Genomic DNA, 19,803 nt, shown 5'->3' with positions numbered 1-19,803 from the left:
ATGCCGGGGGAGCCTTTCGCCATGTCCGAAACACTGATCGCCGCGACGTCGGAGTTTTCCGCGCTGTTTCCGGCCGGGGCGGCGCTGGAGCGCGTCGCGACCGGCTTCGTCTGGGCCGAGGGCGGCGTCTGGGTGCCGGGGGCGAACGAGTTGCGCTTCTCCGACATTCCGAACAACCGTATCATGGCCTGGTCGCCGGAAGGCGGGCTTCGCACCTTCCGCCAGCCCTCCCAGCGCACCAACGGGCACACGCTGGACCTTTCCGGTGCGATGATAAGCTGCGAGCATGGCGGGCGCTGCGTCAGCCGCACGACGGCGGACGGCACTTATGAGGTGCTGGCCAGCCATTGGCAGGGCAAGCGGCTGAATTCTCCCAACGATGTCGTGGTGAAGAGCGATGGCAGCGTGTGGTTTACCGATCCGCCCTACGGCATCATCTCGGACCATGAAGGCATCCGCGCCGACAGCGCCATCGGATCCAACCAGGTCTACCGGCTGGACCCCCGGTCCGGTGAGGTGGAAGCGGTCAGTGACGCCTTCGACAGGCCCAACGGGCTGGCCTTCTCGCCGGATGAAAGCGTTCTCTATGTCGCGGATTCGGGCCGGGCGCGGGGAAACGGCTTCGGCTTCGACGACAGCCGCCCGCACGAGGTGCGCGCCGTGGAGGTGGTGGACGGAAGCCGGCTCGGCGCTTCGCGCCGGGTGGCCGAGGTGGACATCGTTCCCGATGGGCTGCGGGTCGACCGTGAGGGAACGTTGTGGGTGTCCGCCAATGATGGCGTCCATTGCTTCACGCCCGAGGGCCGGCATCTTGGCCATATCGCCGTGCCGGAAACCGTTGCCAATCTGTGCTTCGGCGGGCCGGATGGACGGCGGCTCTTCATCAGCGCCAGCAGCTCGATCTACGCCATCGATACGACGCGGCAGGATGCTGCCGCGGCCGCGCGAAAGGTTTATGGCTGAGGGCGGCTGCGTTGCGCTCAAGCGCTGTCGTGTGAGCCGGCGGGTTTCAAGCCGTCATCAACCCCCCGACACCTCCCGCGCCATCAGCACCTCGGTCAGGAAGGCGCCGCCCAGCCCGGCGCCTTCGGGCGAAATCGTATGACCGAGCTTCGGCAGGATGCGCAATGCCGTATCCACGCCGGCGGCGCGCAGGCGCGGCGCGGCAACCTCGCTTTCTTCCGGCGGCACCGCTGTATCGCCGGAGCCGTGGATCAAGAGCACGCGGGATGCGGTGCGTGGGTGCAACGGATCGCGCGTTGCCAGCCGGCCCGAATAGCCGAGCACCGCGGCAACCGGCCACCGCCCGCTGGCGAAAGCGTCGAGCGCCATGATCGTGCCCTGCGAGAAACCCGCGAAGACGACCCTGTCCAGGCGGTCGGCCATGCCGTACCAGTCGAGTATGCCTTGCACGACCCGGTCGAAGGCAGGCCGCGCCGCCGCGACCCTGTCCGGCCTGTTGTCGGGAGAGATGCCGGTCAGGCTGAACCATTGATGCAGCGGGCCGCCGCCATCGAAGGGAAAGGGGGCATCGGGCGCGGAGAAATCCGTGTTGGGCAGGCTGCGGCCCCAGACGCGGCCCAGCGGGGACAGGTCCGCGCCACGGGCCCCGACGCCGTGGAACAGGATGACGAGATTACGATACGTCGCCATCGGCAACCCTCACCACGACACGTCCGCGCACCTTGCCGGCAAGGATATCCTCGGCAATGCGCGGCACTTCGGAAAGGCCGACCGTCCGGGTCATCGAGGCGAGCTTGTCCCTGTCCAGGCTTTCGTCCAGCAGCGCCCAGGCGGCCTCACGGCGGGCGTGCGTTTCGGTAACGGAGTTGACGCCGATCAGCGCCACGCCGCGCAGGATGTATGGCATGACGGTGCCGGGCAAGTCCGCACCACCGGCCAGCCCGCAGGCGGCGACGGCGCTATCGCGCCGCAATTCGGCCAGCACGCTGACAAGGGTGGTGGAGCCGACACTGTCGACCGCGCCGCTCCAGCGCTCCTTTCGCAGCGGCGGCCCGGCTGCCGATAACTCCTCGCGCGATACGAAGGACGAAGCGCCGAGTGCGCTGAGATAGTCTTGCGTCTCGGGCCGCCCGGTGGACGCCGCGACCGTGTGGCCGCGCGCCGCCAGCAGCGCCACGGCCACCGAGCCGACACCTCCGGCCGCCCCGGTGACGAGCACGGGCAGTCCGTCATGCCCGAGAGTGCCCCAATCCTCCAGCCGGTTGACGCAGAGCGCCGCCGTGTACCCGGCGGTGCCGATGGCCATCGCCTCGTCCAGGCCGAATCCGTCCGGAACGCGGGTCAGCCATTCCGGCTTGAGCCGCTGGAAGCGCGCATAGCCGCCCCATTCCGTTTCCGAAAGCCCCCAGCCATTCACCAGGACCCGGTCACCCGGTTGCCAATGCGGATCGCGGGACTCCACAACGGTTCCGGCAAGGTCGATGCCGGCCACCATGGGCAGGCGACGCGCGATCCGCCCCTTGCCGGTGACGGCGAGCCCGTCCTTGTAGTTGACGGTCGAGTAGGCGATCTCCACCGTCACGTCGTGATCCGGCAGGTCGGCCAGCGTCAGCGTCTGGAAGGCGGCGCGCTGGCCCCCTTCGGCCTCGTCGATGACCAGCGCCTCGAAGCCCGTGTCGCTCATGCGGCTTTCTCCTGTCGTCCGAGTGCATAGAATTCGGCATTGGGCCGCATGGAAAAGGCATTAGCGAGGCGGTTCGACATGCCGAAGAATGCCGCGATGGCGGCGATGTCCCATGCGTCGTCTTCGGTGAAGCCATGTTCGGCCAGCCGCTCGTAATCGTCTTCGTCGACCGTCTCGGCGGCCAGCGCCACCTGCATCGCGAAATCCAGCATCGCCATCTGGCGCGGGGTGATGTCGGCCTTGCGGTAGTTGACGGCAACCTGATCGGCGATCAGCGGGTTGCCGGCCCGGACGCGCAGGATGGCGCCATGGGCGATCACGCAGTACTGGCACTGGTTTGCGGCGCTGGTGGCCACCACGATCATCTCGCGCTCGGCCGCCGACAGCCCGCCCGGCTTCTCCATCAGCGCGTCATGATAGGCAAAGAAGGCACGAAACTCCGCCGGCCGCGCGGCCAGAACCAGAAAGACGTTCGGCACGAAGCCGGCCTTTTCCTGCACCGTCCTGATTCGCTCCAGGATGTCCGGGGGCAGGGAGCCGAGGTCCGGTGGCGTGAAACGGCTGATCTTCGGGTCCTGCATGCGGGTTCCTCCCTGGTGTCCTGTCGCTCGAAGCCGGATTGCCGGAACGCCCGCCCTCGACCTATGCTCGCTTCACGTCATCGACCCGGGGAGGAGACTGGAAGATGCGGGATGATGCAATGGGGGAGGGGGCACCCGTCCGCGTCCGGCGCGATGGCGGTGTCGCGTATCTGGTACTGGACCGGCCGGCGCAGCTCAACGCGCTTTCGCAAGAGCTCCTTCTCGGGCTGCTGGATGCGCTGAAGCGGCTGGCGGACGATGATGGCCTGCGCGCCGTCGTCGTGTCCGGCAACGGACGCGCCTTCTGTGCCGGCCACGATCTGAAGGAGATGCTGGCGGCGGACGATATCGACGCCCACCGCGCGCTGTTTGCGCTGTGCAGTCAGGTCATGCAGGCCATCGTGGCGCTGCCCGTGCCGGTGATCGCCAAGGTGCACGGGATTGCCACCGCTGCCGGTTGCCAGCTCGTCGCCAGTTGCGACCTGGCGCTTGCGGGTCAGAGCGCGCGTTTCGCCACATCGGGCATCAATGCCGGGCTGTTCTGCTCTACCCCCGCCGTGGCGCTGTCACGCAACGTCGCCGCCAAGCGCGCCTTCGAGATGCTCGTGACGGGCGACTTCATCGACGCCGCAAAGGCGGCCGACTGGGGTCTCGTCAACGCCGCCGTGCCGGATGACGCGCTGGACGCCGCGGTGGACAGGCTCGTCGCATCCATCCTGGCGAAAAGCCCGGCGGCCATCCGCCACGGCAAGGCGCTGTTTCACCGCCAGCTCGGGCTGTCCCTTGCCGACGCCTATGGGCAAGCCGGCGAGGTGATGGCCTGCAACATGATGGAAGCCGATGCCCGCGAAGGCATCTCCGCCTTCGTCGAAAAGCGCCAGCCGGTCTGGCAGTCATGAGAGAGGATCGCATGGATACCGGAAGCGGCAACATCTACCGGCAGGGCCTAGACCGGCGTCCGGCCAACTTCACCCAGCTTTCTCCCGTCAGCTTCATCACCCGCACGGCGGAGGTGTATCCGGACCGCGACGCGGTCATCTACGGCCAGCGGCGCGATAGCTGGGCCACCACCTATGCCCGGTCGCGGCGGCTGGCGGGCGCGCTGGCCGCGCGCGGCATCGGACCCGGCGACACCGTATCGCTGATGCTGCCCAATGTGCCGGCGATGGTGGAGGCGCATTTCGGCGTGCCCTTCACAGGCGCGGTCATCAACGCCCTCAACATTCGTCTGGATGCGCCAACCATCGCCTTCATGCTAGACCATAGCGAGGCGAAGGTGGTGCTGACCGACCCGGAATTCGCGCCTGTCATCACACAGGCACTCGCCATGATGAAGGGTGCGCGCCCTTTGGTGATCGACGTGCCGGACCCGGTGGCCGGTGTGACGGGGCCGGCGATCGGCGACATGGATTACGATGCCTTCCTGGCCACGGGAGATCCCGAATTTGTCCCGCGCCTGCCGGAGGACGAGTGGGATGCCATCGCCCTCAGCTACACGTCGGGCACGACGGGCAACCCCAAGGGCGTCGTGACGCATCATCGCGGTGCGTATCTCAATGCGGTCAGCAACGTCCTGGTGTGGAGCATGCCGCAGCACCCCGTCTATCTCTGGACGCTGCCGCTGTTCCATTGCAATGGGTGGTGCTTCCCCTGGGTCATCGCGGCCGTTGCGGGCACCAATGTCTGCCTGCGCCGCGTGGATACCGCCCGCATCTTCGACGCCATACGCAGCCACGGCGTGACGCATTACTGCGGCGCGCCCATCGTGCATGCCATGATGGCCGACGCGCCGGCCGAACAGCGCGCCGGCATTACCCACCGCGTGTTCGGTATGGTGGCGGGCGCGCCGCCACCGCCCAGCGTCTTCAAGCGCATCGAGGCCATCGGCATCGACCTCATCCATGTCTATGGCCTGACCGAAACCTACGGCCCCGCCGTCGTCTGCGCGCCGCAGCCTTCATGGGAGGAGCTGGATGCCGACGCGCGCGTCGGCCTCAAGGCGCGGCAGGGCGTGCGCTACACGCTGGAAGAGGCGGTCGAGGTGTTGAACCCGGACACGATGGAGCCGGTGGCGCGCGACGGCGAAACCGTGGGCGAGATCATGTTTCGCGGTAATGCGGTGATGAAGGGTTACCTGAAGAACGAGGACGCCACCGAAAAGGCGCTCGCCGGGGGATGGTTCCATTCGGGCGATCTCGCGGTCGTCTATCCGGATGGCTACATCCGCATCAAGGACCGCTCCAAGGACGTCATCATCTCGGGCGGCGAGAACATCTCCTCCATCGAGGTGGAGGACGTGCTGCATGCCCATCCGGACGTGCAGGCAGCGGCGGTGGTGGCCATGCCCGACGAGAAATGGGGCGAGGTGCCGGCCGCCTTCGTGGAACTGCGGCCCGGCGCGCGGCTCGAGGAGGCCGAACTGATCGCCTTCGCGCGGGAGCGGCTGGCCGGGTTCAAGACGCCCAAGAAGGTGATCTTCTCGGATCTGCCACGCACGTCGACCGGAAAGATCCAGAAATTCGCCCTGCGTGCGACGTTCAACGCGTAAGCCGGGAGACGACGTCCGCCAGCCACGCATCCCGAAGGCCGAGCGCTGCGATCTCCCGGTGCGCCGAGAGCACATAGTCGGTATTGGCGCCCGATTGGCCGTGCGAGCGGGCAACGATATGGGCTGCCGCCTCCGGCGTCAGCCGCCCGGCATACTGGGCGTGGCCCCTGTCGGCGACATAGGTGACAGCATGGACGCTGCGCCCGTCGGCCAGGCGGATAGCCTGCACGGTTTCCCGGTAGACGTTGGTCACCAGTTCCCGTCCGCGCAGATAGGCGATGGTTTCGTCACGGCGCCCGGCGTCCACGCGAAAGGCCATGCCGACGCAGGAGCCGCCCTTGTCCAGCCCGAAGACCAGGCCGGGCTTTTCGGGCGTGCCGCGATGGACGTGGCTGAGAATGCACAGCGCCCGGTGATAGCCCGACAGACGGGCCTTGGCCTGTTCCTCAAAGGCGAAGCCCGGCCGCCATATCAACGAGCCATAGCCAAAAACCCATAAATCGGTCATGTCCAAACGCCATGGTTGCAGCGAACGCCGGTCGAAAGGAAAGCCTTATGAACAAACCGCGCCAAAGAAGAAAGAGCGGGGCCATGCGCGCCATGGCCGGGGTCGTGGTCGTGGCGCTGCTTCTGGCCGGTGGTCTCACCGGCGCATGGTTCTATCTTGCGGGCCAGCTCGACCAAAAGATCGTCGAGGTGGTGGACAGTGCGGCCGGCGGCGGCACGACGATCGTATGCGACGGGCGGCGCGTCTTCGGATACCCGTTCCGCATGGGCCTGGCCTGTGACGGCGTGGCGGTGCAGGCCCCGGCCAGCGGCATCGACGCCTCTGCCGGGGCGTTCCGCGCCGTGGCCCAGATCTACGACCCGAACCTGATCGTCTCGGAACTGACCGGCCCAGTGCGCATCGCCGCTCCGGACCTGCCGGCGGTGCAACTGGCCTACGCCTTGGCGCAATCCTCGACCCATCTGTCGGATGGGCGGCTGCAGCGCTTTTCTCTGGCTGTCGAGCAACCGGTCCTGACATTGGGCGATGGCGGACAGCCGCTTGCCAATTCCGCCCGGCTGGAACTGCATGCGCGGCAGAACGGCGATGATCTCGACCTGGCTCTCACCGATGCCGGCGTCGTCGTGACGCCGCCCGGCCTCAGCCCCTTGCCGCCCTTCGATTTCGGGCTGGACATGGCGGTAACGGGCGGGGCGGAGTGGCTGCGCGGCGTGCTGCCGGGCGGTCGGCTGGAAACGGCCCTGCGCGGGCGCTCGGGCCAGTTGCGGGCAATCCGCGTCAATCTGGATGGCGGCGGCGCGGCCGAGATTGCCGGGCCCTTCAGCTTTTCGCCCGAGGGGTTGCTGAGCGGGGATTTTCGCATCGCGCTGGAAAATCCCCGGGCCATCGCCGATCTCGTCGGACGGATCGCACCGGCAGCCGGCGGCGTCGCCAACGCGATTGCCGGTGGCATCGGATTTGCGGGGCGGCAGGAAAACGGGCGCTCGGTGATCGACGTGCAGGTTCGCAACGGCAGGGCCCAGCTCGGCTTTATCCCGCTGGGCGATATCCCGCCCCTTTGAGGGGCGGGATCGCAATTGGAAAGCGATGCAAGGCGCTTACTGAGGGCCTGCGGCCTCCAGTTCGAACACGATGCGCACGCGGGCGGTGGTGGTGTTCTCGCCCGCTTCCACGGGCGCGCTCGAATCTTCGGCGGACATGCGCAGGGCTGCGCCCATGGGCATCGGCATGGGTGGGCGCCCGCCATAGCTTTCATCGCTGATGGCGATGATGTCGCCAAGGCCGAGCTCTGCCGCTTCCGCTATGACTTCGGCCGTGGCGCGCGCCTTGGCGATTGCATCGCGGCGGGCGGCATCGGCAAGCGGAGCCGGGTCGTCGAGCGTGAAATTGATGTCGCCACCCTGGTTGACGCCCAGCGAGATGGCCTTGTCGAGCACTTCCCCGACCTTGGCGATGTCGCGCACGCGTACGGACAGCGAGTTGCGGACTTCATAGCCGACGATCTTCGGCGGATTGGCCGGCTGCCCGTCCTGGCGATTGTCGTACTGGTACTGCGGGTTGACGGAGAAGCCGACGGTCTGCAGATCGCGGCCTTCGATCCCGAGTTCGCGCAGGGCGGCGGTAACGGCGGACACGGCCTCGTTGGCCTGCCGTGTGGCGTCGGCGGCGGTTTCCGCGTTGCGCAGCACGGTCAGCGTCGTCATCGCGATATCGGGGGCGGCGCTGGCGCGGCCTTCGCCGACGATGGTGAGGGTGCGCGTGTCGCTGTCGGGCGCCTGCGCGGAAGCGACCATCGGAACGGCTGCCAGCAGCACGGCGAGCGGCAATGCCAGGGTTTTTGAAATCATGGGCGGGTACACCTCCGGTTCGTTCGATTCGGCGAACGTGCCAGACAATTGAGGCACGAAACGGCCACGGAAAGGGTGGGCAATTTAACGTGGCCGTCGCTTGTGGTTGTTCGGCCTTTCGGCTAGAGCCTTGGCGCGTAGGGTCCGTAGCTCAATGGTTAGAGCCGGCGGCTCATAACCGCTTGGTTGGGGGTTCGAGTCCCTCCGGACCTACCATTTGCAATTTTCAATATTGATTTTACTACATAATTTTCTCGGCTTGTCCCACCCGTTTAGGATGTGTCCCAAAGTGGGACATTCAAAACCCTACTCCACGTATCCGTGCGGCACGATGATGATGCGGCCGCTGCCGATGTTTCACCATGAGAGTCCCGCAAGATCCGAAACGCGCAGGCCGGTGAACTGGAAGAAGACAAGCGCCCGGAACGGATTTGTTCCTTTCGGGTGGCGCCTTACGAACGCTTCCACTTCTTCGACCTCCACGCATGGAAGCCGTCACCGCTCCGGCAGGGCTTCATCGGCGCCTACTACTACCGCATGGGCTTTTCTGGCATGCCGCAACGCGCTTCGGGCGGTTTTGTGTGAACGGGGAGAAGGGGATAGGGCCAGCGTATTAGGTGGCGACCGCCGGCGGGGTGTAGCCGTTGGGGCGGGAGGCGATGAGATTACCACCGGCGTCCCGAACTTCGGCAGGCAAAAGGCAGCGGGCCAGACGGCCTTGCGTTATCATCGTTCCGGAATTGCAAACCTTCAGCAACTCACGAGCGTGTCCGTGCCTACCAGGTGGGGTCGCGCAAAAGACCTGCTTCCCTGGGTATCGAGTTCGCACCCGGCGGGCAGCAGGCACATGGTCACTGTCCGCGCTTATGATGATGGCTCGATCGAAGACGCTGTCGATCGCATCTTCGAGCAACGTAAGCGAGAAGTGAACGTCAGTCTCTTTCTCTTCGTGCTGCTTCCAAGTGGTGCCGCAGCTGCGGCAGGACGCCGACTTTTCGCTGAAACGCGCCATGTGGCATTCGACGCCAGCGTTTCGGAGAGCTGCAACATACTCCCGATGCCGCGCGTATGCCTCGGTTCTCCAAGTAGCATAAGCTGAAAAGTAAGCGACCTTGACCAGCTGTTCGTCAGGCCGACAGATCGACTGCGCCAAGGCCCAGATATCGAGCCATTTCAGGTGAGGCTTACGGAGGTCATCAATCGAATGGTACAGATTGAAACCGTCAACGTAGCATGCAACTCGCCTCATACACGCGCCTCGAATGAAAAAGGCCGACTCGTAGAGCCGGCCTATCCGATGGGATATACCCAACGGGGGGAATGTGAGGATGATACCTAATTGCGAGTTAATGAAAAGTCAACGGTTCCAGATCGTAGTTCCATCGACACCTCGGGCCGCACCAATCACCCCACCTACAAGTAGGCCGTTGAGCAGAAAATGGTGGGACAATCAGGGCAAAAAGCGGAATGGCTGCGTACTAGGGAAACCCGTCCCGCTTGGGCCTTACCGTATTGAATCTCCGCGAAACGCCAAATCTCTCCGGACCTACCATTTCCCACTTCTCCGTCTTTGCCGTGCAGAGCGTTCCGCATACTGCCGATCAGCGCTCCGGAAGCCTGTTTCCCTCCTTCGCGTCGAACAGGTGAACGCGGCTCACATCGGGCATTACTTGGATGGTTTCGCCGGGGCGGGCATGCATCCTGTCGCGGAAGACACAGGAGATCGTTTCGCTACCCAGCTTCGCCACGACCTGCGTTTCCGATCCCGTCGGCTCCACCACGACGACCTCCACCGGCAAGCCGCTTTCGACGGCTTGCAGATGCTCGGGCCGGACGCCGTAAAAGGCTGAGCGGTCCTCATGCGGGGCCGCTGCGTGCGGCAGCGGCAGATGGATGCCGGACGCCGTCACGAAGCAGCCGCCCTGAATGCGCCCTTCCAGCACGTTCATCGCCGGCGATCCGATGAACTCCGCAACGAAACGGTTGGCGGGCCGGTCGTAGAGGTCCAGCGGCGCGCCGATCTGCTCGATCCGCCCGTCGCGCATGACGACGATCTTGTCGGCCATCGTCATCGCCTCCACCTGATCGTGCGTGACATAGACGATCGTGGTCCCCAGCGTCTGGTGGAGCGCCTTGATTTCGGTGCGCATCTGCACGCGCAGCTTGGCATCGAGGTTGGACAGCGGCTCGTCGAACAGGAAGACGGCCGGGTCGCGCACGATGGCCCGGCCCATCGCCACGCGCTGGCGCTGGCCGCCGGAAAGCTGGCGGGGATATCGCTCTAAAAGGGTTTCGAGGCTCAGGATCGAGGCCGCACGTTCCACCTTCGCGCGGATATCGCCTTTTGCAAGCTTCGACAGCATGAGCGAGAAGCCCATGTTTTCGGCGACCGTCATGTGCGGGTAAAGCGCGTAGTTCTGAAAGACCATGGCGATGTCTCGATCCTTCGGGGGCAGATCGTTGACGATACGCCCTCCGATCTGCATCTCGCCGCCGGAGATGTCCTCAAGCCCGGCCAGCATGCGCAGCAGGGTGGACTTGCCGCACCCGGACGGCCCGACCAGGATGACGAATTCGCCATCGGCGATATCCACGGAGACGCCGTGGATCGCCGCGACGGCCCCGTAGGATTTGCGGACATCTCGAATACTGACGTCGGCCATGCCCATTCCTCCCATTGCTTTCGATTGTTTCAGGCGCTGCCTTATGCGGCCGCGGCGCGGCGCGCGCGGCGCAAGCCTTCCGGCATGGCGTCGCCATGCGCCACGATCATCTCGTCCACCATCTTGCGGATATCGGTGATCGACAGGACGCTGGCGGTATTGCGATCCAGGACGGCGGCGCGGTTGACGCGCTCGACGTCGCCTTCCAGCGCGGCCTTCACCGTCAGATCCTGGACGAAGACGTGGGGGGCGCAGTAGCCGGCCAGTTCCGGTGGCAGATCGCCCACATGCGTCGGCCGCAAACCGTTGCGATCCACCAGGATCGGTACTTCCACACAGGCATTGTCGGGCAGGTTGGTGATCAAGCCGGTGTTGCGGACATTGCCGTAGATGACGCGGGCCTCGCCCGTCACCATGGCATGGATGATCAGCGAACCGTATTCGGCACTGCGTTCGATCGGGAAAGGCTCCCCTGCCAGAAGCTTGCGCCGCGTTTCCGCATAGCGACCGAGATTGCGCTCGGAGCGGCGCACATACTCGTCCACCGGCACGTCGTAATGGGCGATTTCCGCATCGGACCGCAGGAAGTGCGGCGTATATTCGGCGTTGTGCTCGCTGGATTCGGAGATGAAGCGGCCGAAGACGCGCATCAGCTCGAACCGGACCTTGTCCTGCGCGACGATTTCCGGCTGTTCCGCAGCCTTCCACAGAAGCGGATAGGCATCTTCCGCGCCGATGCGCAGCTTCAGGAACCAGCACATATGGTTGATGCCCGCACAATCGTATGAGAGCTCTTCGGTCGGCACGCCAAGGTAACCCGCAAGGTCGCGCGCGGTGTTCTGGATATTGTGGCAGAGCCCGACAACCTTCTGCTCCGGAAACGCCTCGTACACCGCCTGGGTCAGAATGCTCATGGGATTGGTGTAGTTCAGCAGCAGCGCGTCGGGGCAGACATCGCGCATGTCGGCAACCAGCGCCGTCATGAAGGGGATCGTCCGCAGGCCACGGAAGATGCCGCCGATGCCGAGCGTATCGGCGATCGTCTGCTTGAGGCCGTATCGGCGCGGGATGTCGAAATCGATCAACGTCGCCTCGTGCATCCCGATCTGCACCATGTTGATCACGAAGTCGGCGCCGTCCAGCGCCGCACGCCTGTCGGCGTGAAGCTCGATCTGCGGATGCGCGGAAAACTGCGCAGCCGTCCACTGGGCCATCAGGCCGGCCGTTTCCAGGCGTTCCGCGTCGATATCGTGGAGGGCGATGGTGACATCGCGCAGGGCCTCGAAATCGAGGATATCGGTAAGAAGGTTCTTCACGAAGACGACGCTTCCGGCGCCGATCATGGTGACTTTGAACATAGGCTTGGTCCTTGCGGTATGAGGCTTCAGGTCAGGAGCGGGGCGTTACTTGAGGCCGGTGCCGGCGATGCCCTGGATGAGTTGGCGCTGGAAGAAGGCGAAGATCACCAGCATGGGCACGAGCGACAGGAGGGCGATGGCCATGATGCTCGTCCATTCGATATTGTATTGGCCCTTCAACAGGTTGAGGCCGAGCTGCACGGTGTACATGTCCTGGTCGGTCAGGACGATGAGCGGCAGCACGAAGTCGTTCCATCGCCACATGAAGGTGAAGATGATCAGCACCGCGATGATGGGTTTGGACAGTGGCAGGACGATCTTCCGAAAGATCTGGAACTCGGTGGCGCCGTCCAGCCGCGCCGCTTCCAGCAACTCGTCCGGAATGCTCAGCATGAACTGCCGCACCATGAAGATGCCGAAGGCCTCCGCCGCACGTGGCAGGATCACGCCCCAATAGCTGTTGAGCAGGCTCATATCCGCAAGCAGCAGGAACAGGGGAACGATGATGACCTGGATGGGGATCATCAGCGCGCTGATCACCGCGATGAAGAGGACGTCGCGGCCGGCAAAGCGGAACTTGGCGAAGGCGTATCCGCACAAAAGATTGAGGCTGACCGTAATCACCACGGCGACGACGGAAATCACCGTGGAGTTCCACGCCCAGTGCAGGAAGGGCATCGCATCCAGTGCCGCGCGAAAGTTGGACCAGACCCAGCCTGTAGGTAGAAGGCTCGTGGCGCCGGAGAAAATCTCGTCGCTTGGCCGGATGGCCGTGACGAACATCCAGTAGACCGGAAAGAGCATGATGCCGGCGCCCAGGACGAGCAGCAGCCACAGGCAGGCCCGCTCCAGGCGGGTGGTCGTCGGTCGTGTCGAAGAAGCGATCATTCCCGGCCCCCTAGATGAATTGTTCGGTGCGGCGGTTGATGCGCCATTGAACGAGCGTGAACAGCAGTACGAGGACGAACAGCACGACACCCATGGCGCTGGCGTAACCCATCTCCGAGGTCACGAAGGCGGCCTGGTAGATGTACTGGACGAGCATCGTCGTGGAGAAACCGGGGCCGCCGCCCGTCATGACGAAGATGAGGTCGAAGACCTGGAACGAATGGATGACGTTCAGGATCAGCAGCAGAAACGTCGTCGGGCGCAGCAGCGGCCAGGTGACATAGCGGAACTGATGCCAGCGGGTGGCGCCGTCGATGCGTGCCGCCTCGTAGTAACTGGGCGAGATCGACTGCAGCGCGGCAAGGTACACCACCATGCAGAAGCCGATGCGGGTCCATAATGTGGTGATGATGATCGAGGGCAGGGCCCACTGCGTCGTGGAAAGCCACGCGATGGGCCGGATGCCGACGAAGCCGAGTACGGCGTTGATGACGCCGTAATTATCGTTGAACAGCCACGCCGCGATCACCGCCGTCGCCACGCTGGAGATGACGACCGGAAGAAAGAAGGCGCTGCGCAGCAGGGTGCGGGCAAACAGGTCGCGGTTGAGCCCGATGGCCACGGCCAACCCTATCGCCAGGCTGGTGGGCACGGTCGTGACCGAATAGAGCACCGTGTTGCCGAGTGCCTGCCAGAATTGCCGGTCGTCCAGCAAGCGGGCGTAATTCTCTGTCGCCGTATACAGCGGCACGTCGATCAGCGACCATTCGTGAAAGCTGATGTAGAAGGCATAGAGCAGCGGGAAAAAGATGAAGACACTGAACAGCACCATGTTCGGCGCGATGAAGACGTAAGGCGTTGCGCGCGACTTGAAGCGCTGCCACCGGGCGCTCGCGCGCCCGGCCGAGCGCGCGATGGGGCGCTCGATCGTCAGGTTCGTTGCTTGCGTCATGACTGGGCCTCTCGACGATGGTCCGACAGGGTTCGAGCGCGCATCGTCAGGCGACGAGCACCCGGTCGATGTCTCCGGCAACCGTCTCGGCCGTTTCCTCGGGCGACTGGCCGGAGGTGAAGGCAAGGTCGAGCTGGTCGGCAAAACGCGGCGCGAAACGGCCCCATGTGGGCATCGTCACCGTGCGGACCAGATGTTCGGGCACCGTCTTGGTCATCTCCACGAAGACGCCCATCTCTTTCGGCCGCAGCTTGTAGTCGATCCCCTGGTCGACGAGTGCCCGCCGCACCGGCAGGAACTGGGCATCGTCGACGAAGCCGCGCATGTTCTCCTCGTCCGTCAGGAATCGAAGGAAGGCGGCGGCGGCTTCCGGGTCTTCGGCATCGCGCGATACCGCGACGCATGTGCCGCCGAGATCGTCGGCCATGGCCTTGTCACGCGGCAGATAGGTCACGCCCCATTTGAATCGGCTTGCCTGCTGCTCGACGAACGGTATCTGCCAGTTGCCGTTCAACATCATCGGAATCGTTCCGTTGACGAACAGGTTCTGGATGCGCTCGGAACTCTTCAGCGATGTCGAGGGCGGAACCAGCCCTTCCTGGAACCAGCTTTGGGTCCAGCGTATGGTTTCGAGGCCTTCCGGATCCTGGATGGCCGCGGCCGACAGGTCGTCGTTCAGAAGCTTTCCGCCGTGCTGGTACAGATAGACGAGCCACCGGTGCACCGAGCCGTTCTGCCAGCTCATAGCGAATGGATACGAGCCAAGCCGACGCTCCTTCAAAAGGTTGGCGTTCTCGATGAAGCGCTGCCATGTCCACGCGTCGTCAAGGCTGTTCGGCAACGAGATCCCGGCCTGATCGAGCATATCGGCATTGTAGTAGAGCGCGAACGTGTCGGTGTGGTGGGGCATACCGTATGGCGCGCCGTCCACCGTGACCGCGCTCCAGACGGCAGGGGTGAAAGCCTCGGCCGTGCCGGCTTCGATGTAGGGCGAAAGGTCCACTGCGGCGCGGCTGTTGGCGTAGCGGCCGATGTGCTGGTAGGTGACGCGGAACAGATCGGGCGCCTGGCGGCCGGCCAGGCGTGTATCGATCTGCTGGTAGAACTGGGCGAAGGGCATGACGTCCAGCCGGATGGTCGTCCCCGGATTGGCGGCCTGGTATCGCGCGATCACGGCGTTGTACGCGGCCACTTCAGCGTCGCTGCCCCAGACGGCGAGCGTCATCTCGCGGCTTTGCGCAAGCGCCGGCCGCGCAAGCCCGCCCAGCGTGGCGCCGGCGCCCAGGACCAGTCCGGATTTCAAGACGCTGCGTCGATTGATCGAATGTATCATCAGCTTCCTCCCGAAGCGTTTGGTTGTCATTGGCCGATCGCCAGCCGCCTTTCCTCCCGGCGGCGTGGCGCGGCGCATCAAGGTGCGGGTTGGCCCCCGCATGAACCGCGCACGACGAGGCGCACGGGCAGGCGATGCGTTTGGCCTGTCTGGTATCCATCCTCGATGGCCTTGATCAGCGTCTCGGCCGCAAGCCTTCCGATCGCCTCGCGCGGGCTGTCTATCGTCGTCAGCGCAGGGGCGGTGAAAGCGCCGATCGCCAGGCCATCGAAGCCGACCAGCGAGAACTCTCCGGGTACGTTCACCCCGCGTTCCCGAAGGCGCGCGAGGGCGCCGACCGCAAGCCGGTCATTGTAGACGAAAGCCGCCGTCGGGCTGTTTTGCGCCAGCTCGAGAAGACGGTCGACAGCCGCGGCGCCGCCCTCCATCGAGTTTTCCGTAACGAAGACCAGTTCGGGGTCGAACGGCAGCCCGGCCTCGGCCAGGGCACGCCGATAACCGCCGAGGCGGCTTTCGGCATCCGGCAGCGCGCGCAGCCTTTCGGTTATGTGGCAGACGCGCCGGTGCCCCTGCCGGATCAGGTGCCGCGTCGCGATATAGCCGCCTTCTTCCAGGTCGACGCTGATGGAGCTGATGGCGGGATCGGGGCTGGGCTCCTGCACCACGACGACCGCCAGCCCGCGCGCCTTGAGCGCAAGCAGATCGGGCGAACTGCAATTGTCGTGCCCGGTCGCGATGATGCCGTCGCATGCCGCGCCCTGCAGCAGCGCAGAGGTACGCAGATCGCCGGCTGCACGCATGGGAATGACGGCGACGGAGTAACCGGCATCGCGTGCGACTTCCTGCGCAGCGTGCACGACGTCGGAAAAATAGGGGTTGCCGATGGTCGGCATCACCAGCGCGATCAGCTTCGTGCGGCGCTCGCGCAGCGATCGGGCGGCATGGTTGGGCGTGTAGCCAAGGTTGGCGGCAGCATCCAGAACCTTCTGCCGTGTGTCGGCCGAAATCCGGGTGATGCCGGCCTTGCCGTTGAGCACCTGCGAGACGGTCGTCTGCGACACGCCGGCACGGCGCGCAACGTCGGCGCTGGTGGGCGCTTTGCTGGAATCCGGTTCTTGCCGATCATTGGCCACAGATAGCTACCAGTCTTGCTAATACGTATTAGCAAAGTTGCAACCAGTGATGTCTGTTGTCAAGCCTCGACCCGAAAGCGGTTCGGATGGGCGGATTTAAAATGGTCAGCCGAGCTCGGCGACGAGGTCCGATGCCACCCACATCACGGTCGCGTTTCCCGGGCCTTCCGATACCAGCACGTGCGCCATCGCCGAATCGAAATAGCAGCTATCGCCGACGGCAAGCGTCAGCGGCTCGTACAACTCGGTCAGGATGCGCACCTTGCCGGACAGGACATAGACGAACTCCTCGCCGGCATGGCGTACGTAATCGCGCGAGGAGATGCTTTCGCCAATGCCGATAGTGGCGACGATGGGGTGGAAGCGCTTGTTGGAAACATCGGCAGACAGCATCTCGTAATCGTAATGCTGCGCCTTGACGCGCGCGCCAGCGCCGGCCCGCGTTACGGAGCGCCGACCCGACCGCATGCTCGTTGCCTCGTCGACGAACAGCGCCTCCATCTGTGCGCCAAGGCCCAATGCAAGGCGCAGGATGATGTCGTAGGTCGGCGACATACGTGCATTCTCGACCTTGGAGATGGTGGACGCGGCCACACCGCAGCGGGCCGCAAGATCCCTGACGGTCAGCCCACGATCCTGCCGCAGGCTTTTGATCCGCTGGCCAAAACGGTCGATTCGCGTCTGCACCAATTGTTCGGATACGACGGCCTGAGGCTGTTCGAACGTGCGTGTCACTCGTGATGCCTTTCGATGCCTGTGGCCGGACGCACTCCTATCAAGGAGTGTCCGGGCAAGACAACAACCTGCTTTTTGCACAGCTTTCCCGGCCGATTGCCGAAAGTTGGGGCAGGGCCCCGGATTGACCTGCACAATCCTGCCGTGTTCATTATAGGAAACATGATCATTATCGGACACAAGCTCTAGCTTGTCGCCCGGCTGGAGGGGCCGTGACGGAACTATCGATCTCGCTCGACGTGTTGACGGCGACGCTTCGCGATATCCTTGTGGCTCACGGCTGCTCGGACACGGTAGCAAACGCCCTGGCCACCAATTGCGCGTCGGCAACGCGCGATGGCAGCAAGAGCCACGGCCTGTTCCGGATGGCCGGATATGTGTCGACGCTGCGCAGCGGCTGGGTGGATGGCCGCGCCGAGCCGGTGGTGGAGGATGTCGCCCCCGGCTTCGTCAGGGTAGATGCACGCAACGGCTTCACGCTTCCGGCTCATGCGGCCGCGCGGTCGCTGCTGGAAGAAAAGGCGCGGCAGAACGGCATCGCGATCCTGGCCATCCGCGACTCTCATCATCTGGGCGCGCTGTACCTGGATATAGAGCCGTATGCGCAGGCCGGCTTCGTCGCCCTGTCCGTCATCAACTCCATGGCGGTCGTGGTGCATCCGGGCGGCAACAAGCCCGTCTACGGCACCAACCCGGTCGCCTTCGCCGCGCCGCGCGGGGAGGGCGCCCCGCTGGTGTTCGATATGGCGACATCCACCATGGCGCATGGCGATGTGCGCGTGGCCGCGCGGGAAGGGCGGTCCGTGCCGGAGGGTGTCGGCGTGGACGCCAAGGGCAGTCCGACGACCGATCCGTCCGCCATCCTGGAGGGCGGCGCCCTCTTGGCCTTCGGCGGCCACAAGGGCACTGCCATCGCGCTGATGGTGGAACTTCTGTGCGCCGCGCTGGTCGGCGGGCAATTCTCGTTCGAGGTGGACTGGAGCGCCCATCCCGGCGCGCAGACTCCGCGTACCGGCCAGACCGTCATTCTTATCGACCCTACCCGCGCATCCACACCGCTGGCGCCGTTTGCCGACCGCGTCGAGCTGCTCGTGCAAAGCATCCTGGGCTCCGGCGACGTTCGCCTGCCGGGCGAAAAGCGCCTTGCCTGCCGCCGCGCGGCGGAGGCCGGCATCGTCGTGGACGCCGCGCAATGGCAATCCATTCTAGACCTGAAGGACAGGACATCCGCATGACGACAGAAACAATGGCCGCGCCCAGCGCGGCGCATCGGCGCAAGGCGTTGATCGCCAGCCTGATCGGAAGCTCGATCGAGTGGTTCGACTACTTCCTCTATGGCACGGCGGCAGCGCTGGTGTTCAACCGGCTGTTCTTCCCCAGCGCCGACCCGGCCATCGCGCTGCTTTTGTCCTATCTGTCCTTCTCTCTCACCTTCTTCATCCGGCCGTTCGGCGGCATCATCTTCGCCCATATCGGCGACCGGATCGGCCGCAAGAAGACGCTGGTCATAACCCTGTCGCTCATGGGCGCGGCGACGGTCGGCATCGGCCTGCTGCCCACCTACGACACCATCGGAATCTGGGCGCCGATCATCCTGATCATGCTGCGCGTGGTCCAGGGCCTCGGCATCGGCGGAGAATGGGGCGGCGCCCTGCTGCTGGCCTATGAATACGCCCCGAAGAACCGCAAGGGCTTTTTCGGCTCCGTACCGCAGACGGGCGTCACCATCGGCATGCTTTTGGCCACCCTGTCCATCACGGCGATGCTGCTGATCCTTCCGGAAGAGGCCTTCCTGTCCTGGGGATGGCGCATTCCGTTCCTGCTGTCGGCAAGCCTCGTCTTCCTCGGCCTGTGGATCCGCTCCGGCATCGACGAGACGCCCGACTTCAAGAAGACGAAGGCGGAAGGCAAGGTCGTGCGCATGCCGGTGGTAGAGACGCTGCAGACGCAATGGCGCGAGGTGCTGATCGCCGCCGGATTGAAGGTGGCCGAGACCGCGCCCTTCTATATCTTCACCACCTTCATCGTCAGCTATGCCGTCACCAATGTAGGCTATGCGCGTGAAAGCATCCTGACGGCGGTGATGATCGGCGCGGCGATCTCGACGGTGATGATTCCGCTGATGGGCCTTCTGTCGGACTATGTCGGGCGCAAGGTCGTCTACACCGTGGGCTGCATCGCCATGGGCCTCTTCGTGTTTCCCTACTTCATGATGGTGAACACCAACGACATCGTGCTCCTGACCGTCGCCACCGTGATCATCTTCGGCTTCATCTGGTCGCCGGTAACGGCGGTGCTGGGCACGCTCTTCTCGGAGATATTCCCGAGCCGGGTGCGGTACACCGGCGTTACGCTGGGCTATCAGATCGGCGCGGCGCTGGCCGGCGGCACCGCGCCGCTGATCGCCACATGGCTGCTGACGCGTTTCGACAATGACTGGCGTACCGTTGCGGCCTACGTGCTTGCCACGGTCGTCCTGTCGCTGACGGCGGCCTTCATGATCCGCAAGCGGCCGGCGAACATAGGCGGCTGAGCTGCACTGAACGATGACAGGGAAAGCCTCCTCGCACGGGGCTTTCCCATAGTCGATGAAACCGGTGCTTAGCACCA

Annotated in this window: 19 protein-coding genes and 1 tRNA gene; 7 read left to right on the top strand and 13 right to left on the bottom strand. The window is 64.7% G+C overall.

Features of this window, described 5'->3' with window-relative positions; all coding sequences use genetic code 11:
• Window positions 1-21: 21 nt before the first annotated feature.
• Complete coding sequence (locus AUL31_RS08575) at window positions 22-963, top strand: SMP-30/gluconolactonase/LRE family protein (protein ID WP_060605291.1); 942 nt, start codon at window positions 22-24, stop codon at window positions 961-963.
• A gap of 57 nt (window positions 964-1,020) precedes the next feature.
• On the opposite strand, the gene AUL31_RS08570 is transcribed toward AUL31_RS08575, so the two are convergent.
• Genes AUL31_RS08570 through AUL31_RS08560 form a run of 3 tightly spaced genes read right to left on the bottom strand, consistent with a single transcriptional unit; the run spans window position 1,021 to window position 3,228 of the window.
• Window positions 1,021-1,653: an alpha/beta hydrolase gene (locus tag AUL31_RS08570; RefSeq protein ID WP_060604459.1), complete on the bottom strand. Its 633-nt coding sequence runs from the start codon at window positions 1,651-1,653 to the stop codon at window positions 1,021-1,023.
• Window positions 1,637-2,647 (bottom strand): MDR family oxidoreductase, encoded by a 1,011-nt coding sequence (locus AUL31_RS08565; RefSeq protein ID WP_060604457.1) that lies wholly within the window; start codon window positions 2,645-2,647, stop codon window positions 1,637-1,639. The genes AUL31_RS08570 and AUL31_RS08565 overlap by 17 nt, the downstream gene beginning before the upstream one ends.
• Window positions 2,644-3,228 carry a peroxidase-related enzyme gene (locus tag AUL31_RS08560; RefSeq protein ID WP_060604455.1) on the bottom strand — a complete coding sequence of 195 codons (585 nt, stop codon included), beginning with the start codon at window positions 3,226-3,228 and terminating at the stop codon, window positions 2,644-2,646. Before AUL31_RS08560 ends, AUL31_RS08565 begins: the two co-directional genes overlap by 4 nt.
• 104 nt (window positions 3,229-3,332) lie before the next feature.
• Here AUL31_RS08560 and AUL31_RS08555 point away from each other — a divergent pair, with 104 nt between their 5' ends.
• Complete coding sequence (locus AUL31_RS08555) at window positions 3,333-4,127, top strand: enoyl-CoA hydratase (RefSeq protein WP_073469163.1); 795 nt, start codon at window positions 3,333-3,335, stop codon at window positions 4,125-4,127.
• An 11-nt stretch (window positions 4,128-4,138) separates the two neighbouring features.
• On the top strand, window positions 4,139-5,776 hold the full coding sequence (locus AUL31_RS08550; RefSeq protein WP_060605288.1) for an acyl-CoA synthetase: 1,638 nt from the start codon (window positions 4,139-4,141) through the stop codon (window positions 5,774-5,776).
• On the opposite strand, the gene AUL31_RS08545 is transcribed toward AUL31_RS08550, so the two are convergent.
• Window positions 5,766-6,284, bottom strand: a complete 519-nt coding sequence (locus tag AUL31_RS08545; protein ID WP_060604448.1) for a gamma-glutamylcyclotransferase — start codon at window positions 6,282-6,284, stop codon at window positions 5,766-5,768. The genes AUL31_RS08550 and AUL31_RS08545 overlap by 11 nt on opposite strands.
• 47 nt (window positions 6,285-6,331) lie before the next feature.
• Between AUL31_RS08545 and AUL31_RS08540 the strand changes: the two genes are divergently transcribed.
• Window positions 6,332-7,345, top strand: coding sequence for a DUF2125 domain-containing protein (locus AUL31_RS08540; RefSeq protein ID WP_159439797.1), 1,014 nt, complete (start codon window positions 6,332-6,334; stop codon window positions 7,343-7,345).
• A 36-nt stretch (window positions 7,346-7,381) separates the two neighbouring features.
• Here AUL31_RS08540 and AUL31_RS08535 read toward each other — a convergent pair whose 3' ends face one another.
• Complete coding sequence (locus AUL31_RS08535; protein WP_060604442.1) at window positions 7,382-8,131, bottom strand: SIMPL domain-containing protein; 750 nt, start codon at window positions 8,129-8,131, stop codon at window positions 7,382-7,384.
• Between the two features lie 140 nt (window positions 8,132-8,271).
• Between AUL31_RS08535 and AUL31_RS08530 the strand changes: the two genes are divergently transcribed.
• Window positions 8,272-8,347 (top strand) — tRNA-Ile (locus AUL31_RS08530).
• Between the two features lie 397 nt (window positions 8,348-8,744).
• On the opposite strand, the gene AUL31_RS19975 is transcribed toward AUL31_RS08530, so the two are convergent.
• The 8 genes from AUL31_RS19975 to AUL31_RS20285 all read right to left on the bottom strand — a co-directional run bounded on the left by AUL31_RS19975 (window position 8,745) and on the right by AUL31_RS20285 (window position 17,193).
• Complete coding sequence (locus AUL31_RS19975; RefSeq protein WP_073469165.1) at window positions 8,745-9,380, bottom strand: NYN domain-containing protein; 636 nt, start codon at window positions 9,378-9,380, stop codon at window positions 8,745-8,747.
• A 352-nt stretch (window positions 9,381-9,732) separates the two neighbouring features.
• Complete coding sequence (locus AUL31_RS08520) at window positions 9,733-10,794, bottom strand: ABC transporter ATP-binding protein (RefSeq protein WP_060605285.1); 1,062 nt, start codon at window positions 10,792-10,794, stop codon at window positions 9,733-9,735.
• Window positions 10,795-10,835: 41 nt separating this feature from the next.
• Complete coding sequence (melA, locus tag AUL31_RS08515; RefSeq protein WP_060604435.1) at window positions 10,836-12,152, bottom strand: alpha-glucosidase/alpha-galactosidase; 1,317 nt, start codon at window positions 12,150-12,152, stop codon at window positions 10,836-10,838.
• 45 nt (window positions 12,153-12,197) lie between these two features.
• Window positions 12,198-13,040, bottom strand: coding sequence for a carbohydrate ABC transporter permease (locus AUL31_RS08510; protein ID WP_060604432.1), 843 nt, complete (start codon window positions 13,038-13,040; stop codon window positions 12,198-12,200).
• A gap of 10 nt (window positions 13,041-13,050) precedes the next feature.
• Window positions 13,051-13,992 carry a carbohydrate ABC transporter permease gene (locus tag AUL31_RS08505; RefSeq protein WP_060604428.1) on the bottom strand — a complete coding sequence of 314 codons (942 nt, stop codon included), beginning with the start codon at window positions 13,990-13,992 and terminating at the stop codon, window positions 13,051-13,053.
• A 46-nt stretch (window positions 13,993-14,038) separates the two neighbouring features.
• Window positions 14,039-15,325, bottom strand: coding sequence for an extracellular solute-binding protein (locus tag AUL31_RS08500; RefSeq protein ID WP_159439798.1), 1,287 nt, complete (start codon window positions 15,323-15,325; stop codon window positions 14,039-14,041).
• A 77-nt stretch (window positions 15,326-15,402) separates the two neighbouring features.
• Complete coding sequence (locus tag AUL31_RS08495) at window positions 15,403-16,458, bottom strand: LacI family DNA-binding transcriptional regulator (RefSeq protein ID WP_060604424.1); 1,056 nt, start codon at window positions 16,456-16,458, stop codon at window positions 15,403-15,405.
• Between the two features lie 105 nt (window positions 16,459-16,563).
• Entirely contained in the window at window positions 16,564-17,193 is a 630-nt protein-coding gene (locus tag AUL31_RS20285) for a helix-turn-helix domain-containing protein (RefSeq protein ID WP_060604420.1), read from the bottom strand.
• Between the two features lie 212 nt (window positions 17,194-17,405).
• Here AUL31_RS20285 and AUL31_RS08485 point away from each other — a divergent pair, with 212 nt between their 5' ends.
• Window positions 17,406-18,428, top strand: coding sequence for an Ldh family oxidoreductase (locus AUL31_RS08485; RefSeq protein ID WP_060604417.1), 1,023 nt, complete (start codon window positions 17,406-17,408; stop codon window positions 18,426-18,428).
• Entirely contained in the window at window positions 18,425-19,726 is a 1,302-nt protein-coding gene (locus tag AUL31_RS08480; protein ID WP_060604414.1) for an MFS transporter, read from the top strand. Before AUL31_RS08485 ends, AUL31_RS08480 begins: the two co-directional genes overlap by 4 nt.
• Window positions 19,727-19,803 lie beyond the last annotated feature (77 nt).

Origin of the sequence: Aureimonas altamirensis, from assembly GCF_001463885.1 — a bacterium.
In the GTDB taxonomy this organism is placed as follows: Bacteria; Pseudomonadota; Alphaproteobacteria; order Rhizobiales; family Rhizobiaceae; genus Aureimonas; species Aureimonas altamirensis.
This window is presented reverse-complemented; position numbering and strand designations above follow the sequence as displayed.